The organism is Planococcus sp. A6, assembly GCF_028823615.1.
GTDB lineage: Bacteria > Bacillota > Bacilli > Bacillales_A > Planococcaceae > Planococcus.
The window spans coordinates 1-7,563 of sequence record NZ_JAPEHT010000145.1 but is presented as its reverse complement, the minus strand read 5'-3'; the positions used below and the strand labels follow the sequence as shown (position 1 = coordinate 7,563).

At 49.6% G+C, this 7,563-nt stretch carries 10 protein-coding genes; 1 reads left to right on the top strand and 9 read right to left on the bottom strand.

Going from position 1 to position 7,563, the window contains the following annotated elements; genetic code table 11:
* The 5 genes from ON064_RS15935 to ON064_RS15915 form a co-directional block, all read right to left on the bottom strand.
* The coding region (locus ON064_RS15935) for a fructose-bisphosphatase class II (protein WP_274625542.1) at positions 1-290 on the bottom strand (290 nt) is incomplete at its 3' end.
* Between the two features lie 73 nt (positions 291-363).
* Positions 364-1,662 carry a UDP-N-acetylglucosamine 1-carboxyvinyltransferase gene (locus ON064_RS15930; RefSeq protein ID WP_058382948.1) on the bottom strand — a complete coding sequence of 433 codons (1,299 nt, stop codon included), beginning with the start codon at positions 1,660-1,662 and terminating at the stop codon, positions 364-366.
* 26 nt (positions 1,663-1,688) lie between these two features.
* The gene (fsa, locus tag ON064_RS15925) at positions 1,689-2,339 is read right to left on the bottom strand and encodes a fructose-6-phosphate aldolase (protein WP_058382947.1); all 651 of its coding nucleotides are present in this window, start codon (positions 2,337-2,339) and stop codon (positions 1,689-1,691) included.
* A 57-nt stretch (positions 2,340-2,396) separates the two neighbouring features.
* Positions 2,397-3,260, bottom strand: coding sequence for a class II fructose-bisphosphate aldolase (locus tag ON064_RS15920; RefSeq protein ID WP_274625541.1), 864 nt, complete (start codon positions 3,258-3,260; stop codon positions 2,397-2,399).
* An 87-nt stretch (positions 3,261-3,347) separates the two neighbouring features.
* The gene (locus ON064_RS15915; RefSeq protein WP_274625540.1) at positions 3,348-3,707 is read right to left on the bottom strand and encodes a response regulator; all 360 of its coding nucleotides are present in this window, start codon (positions 3,705-3,707) and stop codon (positions 3,348-3,350) included.
* A 71-nt stretch (positions 3,708-3,778) separates the two neighbouring features.
* Between ON064_RS15915 and ON064_RS15910 the strand changes: the two genes are divergently transcribed.
* Positions 3,779-4,264, top strand: coding sequence for a DUF2529 family protein (locus tag ON064_RS15910; RefSeq protein WP_274625539.1), 486 nt, complete (start codon positions 3,779-3,781; stop codon positions 4,262-4,264).
* 93 nt (positions 4,265-4,357) lie between these two features.
* Here ON064_RS15910 and ON064_RS15905 read toward each other — a convergent pair whose 3' ends face one another.
* From ON064_RS15905 to ON064_RS15890, 4 genes are all read right to left on the bottom strand, one after another.
* The gene (locus tag ON064_RS15905; RefSeq protein WP_274625538.1) at positions 4,358-5,956 is read right to left on the bottom strand and encodes a CTP synthase; all 1,599 of its coding nucleotides are present in this window, start codon (positions 5,954-5,956) and stop codon (positions 4,358-4,360) included.
* Positions 5,957-6,231: 275 nt separating this feature from the next.
* Positions 6,232-6,834 (bottom strand): DNA-directed RNA polymerase subunit delta, encoded by a 603-nt coding sequence (rpoE, locus tag ON064_RS15900; protein ID WP_274625537.1) that lies wholly within the window; start codon positions 6,832-6,834, stop codon positions 6,232-6,234.
* A gap of 61 nt (positions 6,835-6,895) precedes the next feature.
* On the bottom strand, positions 6,896-7,069 hold the full coding sequence (locus ON064_RS15895) for a hypothetical protein (protein ID WP_274625536.1): 174 nt from the start codon (positions 7,067-7,069) through the stop codon (positions 6,896-6,898).
* 17 nt (positions 7,070-7,086) lie between these two features.
* Complete coding sequence (locus ON064_RS15890) at positions 7,087-7,302, bottom strand: hypothetical protein (protein ID WP_274625535.1); 216 nt, start codon at positions 7,300-7,302, stop codon at positions 7,087-7,089.
* Positions 7,303-7,563 lie beyond the last annotated feature (261 nt).

Sequence of the window (7,563 nt, the reverse complement as noted above, 5' to 3'; positions counted from 1 at the left end):
CCGCCGGCAGCGACAATGTTCGTGCCTTCTACAGGGTCGACCGCGACGTCCACTTCAGGACCGTCGCCTGAACCAAGTTGTTCGCCGATATAGAGCATCGGTGCTTCGTCCATTTCGCCTTCGCCGATGACGACGGTTCCGCGCATCGGAATCGTATCGAATACGGTCCGCATTGCTTCCGTTGCCGCATCGTCCGCTTCATTTTTTAGGCCACGGCCCATCCATTTTGAAGAGGCGATTGCTGCCGCTTCTGTAATCCGCACTAATTCCATCGAAAGACTTCGTTCCATAATTCATTTTCCTCCGTTCAATCTTTGTATATGCCATCTATATTGTAGCATATATGCAAACGCCTTTAGAGAGTCAATTCACGTCGGAACTGAGGTCGGACTTCCCGCTCGCCACGGGATCGATCGTTTCGCGGCGAATGTCAGCGCCAAGGCCCCGCAGCTTTTCGATAATGTTCGAGTAGCCGCGTTCGATGTGATAGATCTCACGCACTTCCGTTTCACCTTCTGCTAGTAAGCCGGCGATTACAAGTGCTGCTCCTGCACGCAAATCGGAAGCGACAACGGTCGCTGCATTCAACGGAGTCGGCCCGGTAATGATGGCCGCACGCCCTTCGACACGCCCGACCGCATTCATGCGGCGCAGCTCATCAATATGCTTGAAGCGCGCTGAATAAATGGTATCGGTGATCATGGAAGATCCATGGGCTTGTGTCATCAAGACCGAGAACGGCTGCTGGAGATCGGTCGCAAATCCTGGATAAACCAAAGTTTTCACGTCAATCGGCTGCAAGTTTTCGGTTTTCGGGATGTGGATCGATTCTTCATCTTCCTGAACCTCGACGCCCATTTCACGGAGCTTCGCAGTCAAGGCTTCCATATGGAAAGGAATGACGTTATCGATCGTCACGCCGTCGCCCGCAGCGGCAGCCATGATCATGAATGTACCCGCTTCGATGCGGTCAGGAATGATTGTATGGTTAGTACCGTGCAATTCATCCACGCCTTCGATGCGGATCACGTTGGTGCCGGCGCCTTTAATTTTCGCACCCATATTGGTCAACAGTGTCGCGACGTCAATGATTTCCGGCTCTTTCGCCGCATTCTCGATGACCGTCTGGCCTTTCGCACGTACGGCAGCGAGCATGATATTGATCGTGGCGCCTACGCTGACGACGTCGAGATAGATTTTTGCGCCGCGCAGTTCGTCGGCACGCAAATAAATCGCCCCGTGCTCATTGGTCACTTTTGCACCAAGCGCTTCGAAGCCTTTAATATGCTGGTCGATCGGGCGCGGCCCAAGGAAACAACCTCCTGGAAGGCCGATTGCTGCGTGCTTGAAGCGACCAAGCATCGCACCCATCATATAGTAGGAAGCCCGCAATTTCTTGACGTTGCCATTTGGCAGCGGCATGTCGACCATTTCAGTCGGGTCAATTTGCATGACGCCGTCTTCGAATGTGACGGACCCTCCAATTTCTTCCAAAATACTTTTCAATGTCCAAACATCGGATATTTCTGGCAAGCCTTCAATCGATACTGGCGAATTCGCCAAAATCGAAGCCGGGATCAAAGCCACGGCACTGTTTTTAGCACCGTTGACTTTAATCGTTCCGGACAGGCGTTTGCCGCCTTTTATTTTATAAACGTCCATTGTATTTCTCCTTTTCCCTGTCAGCCTTATTTCACAGAGCGGGTTTCCCAATCGGCTAGGAATGCTTCGATGCCTTTATCCGTCAACGGGTGCTTGAACATCATTTCAAGCACTTTCATCGGCATTGTGCCGATATGCGCGCCGTTAAGAGCTGCTTCCGTCACGTGTTGCGGATGGCGGATCGATGCGGCGATGATTTCTGAATCGATGTCGTGGATTGCGAAAATTTCAGCAATCTGCGCGATCAAATCCATGCCGTTGTGCCCGATATCGTCAAGGCGCCCAAGGAATGGGGAAACGTAAGCTGCTCCAGCGCGTGCTGCTAGAAGCGCTTGGTTGGCGCTGAAGATTAATGTAACATTGACTTTTTTGCCTTCGCCAGCTAGAACCGCACATGCTTTCAAGCCTTCCGGAGTCATCGGCAATTTCACTGTAATGTTTGGCGCAAGTTCAGCCAATTCACGGCCTTCTTTGATCATGCCTTCTGAATCAAGTGCGATGACTTCTCCGCTGATCGATCCGTCGACAAGGTCGGCGATTTCTTTCAGGCGGTCGTGGAACGAGACATCTTTTTCTTTTGCAACAAGTGATGGGTTTGTCGTGACGCCTGAGAGAATACCCCAAGCGTGTGCTTCTTTAATTTCGTCGAAGTTTGCAGTATCAATGAAAAATTTCATGTATAGTTTCCTCCTGTATGTGGAAAAAGAGACGGATTCGCCTCTCTTCCCAAGTTTTTATGAATTTGCTTGTTGTGAACTTCCGAAATCGCGCATTTTACCGATAACAGTCGCTTTGATGGCATCACGTGCCGGCGTCAAGTATTTACGTGGATCGTAGACGTCTGCATCCGATGCCAATTTTTCGCGGATGGCTTTCGATGCGGCAATTTGGCTTTCCGTGTTGACGTTAATTTTTGAAGTGCCCAGTGAAACCGCACGTTGAACGTCTTTCAACGGGATGCCTGTTCCGCCGTGCAAGACAAGCGGCACGTCGCAAAGCTGTGAAATTTCTTCCATTTCAGCAAATCCAAGGTTCGGTTCGCCTTTATATGGCCCGTGGACCGAGCCGAGCGCTGGCGCTAGGCAATCGATACCTGTTTGTTCGACAAGTGCCTGGCATTCTTTCGGGTCAGCGTAGATGACGCCTTCAGCGATCACGTCATCTTCCTGTCCGCCAACGATGCCTAGTTCCGCTTCCACGGAAACGCCCTTAGCGTGAGCATACTCAACCACTTTGCGCGTAATTTCAATGTTTTCGTCGAATGGATGATGCGATGCATCGATCATGACCGATGTGAAACCTGCATCAATCGCTTCTTTACATTTTTCAAAACTGGAACCGTGATCTAAATGGATAGCGACCGGAACTGTGATATTGTAATCATGCATCAGGCCCTTCACCATATGTACGACAGTCGTGAATCCACCCATATAGCGTGCTGCACCTTCTGAGACACCGCAGATGACCGGGGATTTTTCTTCCTCCGCCGCCTGCAGGATCGCTTGTGTAAATTCCAAGTTATTCAGGTTAAATTGCCCGATGGCATAACCGTCCTTCTTACCTTTTATCATCATTTCTTTCATCGAAACCAATGGCATTATTATTTTTCCTCCTCAGAATAGGCACAAGCCCAATATCTTTTTCACTATATCAAAAATGGCGCTGTTTCGCCACTCGGTGCCTGTTTAATCGCCAATCAGCTCGCGGACGGCATCGCGCAATTCGAAAACATCGAAGGGTTTGGTGAAATAACGCACCACTCCCCAATTCATCGACTCTTCGATCACGCCCATTTCGCCGTAAGCCGTCATCATGATCACTTTGCAATCATGCCGCCGCTTCTTGAACCTCTTCAGCAATTCGATGCCATCCATGCCCGGCATCTTCATATCCATCAGCACCATATCAGGACACGTTTCTTGCGTCAGTTCCAATGCTTCTTTTCCGCTCCCGGCAATCAAGGTCTCGTATCCTTCCCGCTCGAATACTTCTTTCAATAACAGGCGGATGCCTTGTTGATCATCTACTATTAGAATCTTTCTCACATCAGCCACTCCTTTCCACCTTTTTTCGAAGAGCAGCTCATTCTGCTATACTCGTTTTGAGGTGAACCCATTTGAAAATATTGACGACACAATTGACCGGCCTGTTCCAACGCCTTGCCAAGGAAGAAGAAGCCATCGAAGATACAGCCCGGCTTCTCGCCCAAGCAGTCATTGGCGAAGGCCGCATCCACCTGGCTGCTTTCGGCGAACTCGAAGCTGTCGCAGCCAGTGCTTTGAACGGTCCGGAAACGCTCGAATCAACTGTTCGCTACGACCCATCCGTTGAATTGTCGACGGCCGACCGGGTGTGGATCCTAGCCCGGAAAGACGAAGGCGACTCCTTGGCCTATGAATTGGCAGGGCGCGCTATTCCGTTTGCGATGCTGACAGCTGAAAGCCACGGCAATGAAACAGCGGACATCTTTCTCTCCATGAACATCGACAAAGGCTTGCTGCCGGGCGAAGTCGGCGGGCGCATCATGATTCCCCACGGGCTCGGCGCTTTGTATGTCTACCATGCAGTCAAGTTAACAATCGATGAAATGCTCGCAGATTGACGACCCGCAAAAAAGCCTTCCCTGGAATGGGAAGGCTTTTTCATCTGATCGATGCCTGCCTTCCAGGAAATGAAGCGGCTTATCACAAATTGATTACTGGTTGTCCAAAGATGCGCGAACAAACTCGCGGAACAATGGCTGCGGGCGGTTCGGGCGTGAGATGAATTCCGGGTGGAACTGGCAAGCGACGAACCAAGGGTGGTCAGCGACTTCGATGATTTCAACAAGGCGGCCATCAGGGCTCGTACCTGTGAATTTGAAGCCTGCTTTTTCGAACTGCTCACGGAATTCATTGTTGAACTCATAACGATGGCGGTGTCTTTCGTATACGAGTTCTTCCCCGTATGCTTCATACGCTTTCGAAGTCTTATCGAGCTTCGCTGGGTATAAGCCAAGGCGCAATGTGCCGCCCAAATCTTCGATGTCTTTTTGTTCCGGCAGCAAATCGATGACCGGATACAAAGTTTTCGGATCCAATTCAGACGAATGTGCACCGTCCAAGTTCATGACATTGCGTGCATACTCGACAGAAGCAAGCTGCATGCCGAGGCAGATGCCGAAGAACGGTACTTTGTTTTCGCGTGCGTATTGTGTTGCAAGGACTTTCCCTTCCACGCCGCGGTCACCGAATCCGCCCGGCACAAGGATGCCGTCGCAACCCTTGAGCGTTTCCGCTACATTTTCTGCATTGACGTGCTCTGCGTTGATCCAATCGACTTCAATGTCTGAATCGAATGCGAAACCGGCGTGCTTCAACGATTCCACAACGGAAATATAAGCATCTTGAAGTTCCACGTATTTGCCGACGAGGCCGATTTTCACGGATTTCTTCAAGGATTTCACTTTCTCAACGAGTCCGTTCCATTCCGTCATATCCGCTTCCGGCGCTTCGATGCCGAAATGATCCAGGACGATTTGGTCCATGTGCTGCTCCTGCAAACGAAGCGGCATTTCATAGATGACGTCAACATCGCGGGATTCGATGACTTCTTCGGATTTGATGTCGCAGAACAATGCGATTTTATCTTTCATGTCCTGAGGTACTGGATATTCCGTACGCACGACGATCAAGTTTGGCTGGATTCCGAGGCTGCGCAATTCTTTTACGCTGTGTTGTGTCGGTTTCGTTTTCATTTCTTTTGCAGCACCGAGGTAAGGAATCAATGTACAGTGAATGTACATGACTTCTTCGCGGCCAAGATCCGAACGCATTTGGCGAATTGCTTCAAGGAATGGCAACGATTCGATATCGCCGACCGTTCCGCCGATTTCCGTGATGACCACATCGGCTTGAGCTGTTTTCGCTGCGCGCAATAGACGGTCTTTGATTTCATTCGTAATATGTGGAATGACTTGGACCGTTCCGCCCAAATAATCGCCGCGGCGTTCTTTCTGGATGACCGTTGAGTAGACTTTTCCTGTTGTCACGTTCGAATACTTGTTCAAGTTGATGTCGATGAAACGCTCATAGTGGCCCAAGTCCAAATCCGTTTCCGCGCCGTCATCAGTAACGAACACTTCGCCGTGCTGATAAGGGCTCATCGTACCCGGGTCAATATTGATGTACGGGTCGAATTTCTGGATCGTGACGCTGAGGCCCCGATTTTTCAGAAGGCGCCCAAGAGAAGCTGCCGTGATTCCTTTCCCTAATGATGAAACCACTCCACCTGTTACGAATATATACTTTGTCATGCTCTGTTTCCTCCTCGAGTAATGAAATAAAATGTGATCGTTCTACAACTTGCAGTCCCGAATCGTGTTCAGCCAGAAAAAGCTTCGGCCATCCAAAAGAGCGGATGGCACGGGTCTTTGCCGCCGGTTGGCAGCACTAAAAAATAAAAAGCGCTCCTCCTGCAAAGCGTGCAGGGGGAGCGCGTTAGCTATACGAATCATCTCTCCTATTTTAAGGAGCCCAGTAAAATCTTATCCTGTACAGCCGTTTCCGTCAAGGTGAAAAAAAGTTCAGACTACTTCAGCCCATCCTCTTCTTCTTCCTCTTCGTCATCTTCTTCGTCGATGATGTTGCCATCAAGGTCTTCTACGAGCACGCCGACATCTTCCACTTCGTCGACATCGTCGTCATCATCTGTCGAATCGAAATCGAGATCAGCGACCGGTGCTTTGACAGCCACTTCGTCATCATCATCGTCATCGTCGTCGTCATCTGAAGAAACATCGCCATCGTCTTCGCCGAAGTCTTCGAAGTCCAGCTCGTCTTCCAATTCGAGATCCATATCATCGAAGTCATCGTCCGTCGATTTCGATTTCTTCTTCTTGCGTGCTTTGACTGTCGGTGCAGATTCTTCTTCGATCTGCTCGACCGGATACCATTCGCGAAGGCCCCAGCGGTTTTCGCCAAGGATCAGGAAGCGGCCATCAATGTTCATGTCAGTGTAATACTGTGCAAGATGCGCTTTCATTTCTTCTTCGGAGAGGCCGATCAATTGCTGCAATTCAGCGACTAGCTCTGAAAAAGTTTTCGTTTCTTTGGTTTCTTCCAAAATGGCATATGTTAAGTCGACGAACGACTCTTCTAGCAATTCTTCTTTCGTTAATTCACGGATGTTCATTCGTGCACGTCCCTTCTTGTATCGTAACTCTATCCATTATATACAAAGTCCTTGCTGTCCGCTACCGGGATTTCTTTTTTCTGCGCATAAGCTGGTCCCACCCGAAATAGAAAAAGTAGGCGGACAGGATTAAAAACGGTATCGAGCCGAGCGCTCTATTGTACAGTACAATAAGCAGCACGACCGCTACAATGATGATCGCGTAATGGGCAGCTTTGGGCATGTTGTCATCCATCTCTTTTCTCTAGAGTTTCAACTTCTTCCATTATAACGGACTTGCACCGCCAAATCGACCGAAGTGCCGGATGAGATTTGAGTTGTCAATACAACTAAGTTTATAGAGTAAATGTATGTGGGAGACGTTTCGCTCCAATGGCTGCTTTCCGGGGGGCGGGTGTTGAGCCAATGTGCCAAAATGCGCGGCACATTTGTCTCGCCAGCCCGCTCAGTCCCCCAGGAGTCAGCCATTTCCGCTCCACCTCTAAGTATAGAGTGGAAATGAAATTCATCTGTCATTGAAATTAGCATGAACAGTTTGGACAGCTTTGTAATTACATAAAGAATAGCTAGTGAACCATCTTTTCCGCTATCAACTCTAACTAGGCGTCTTCACCAGCGGACTAATACAATAAAAAAAGACGCGTCCTCGCATGCAACATCCAATGAAATCTAAAAGCCGAACCGCGTAAACGGGCGAGCCGGAGCAATGAGACGAACGTTCTTCTCGGC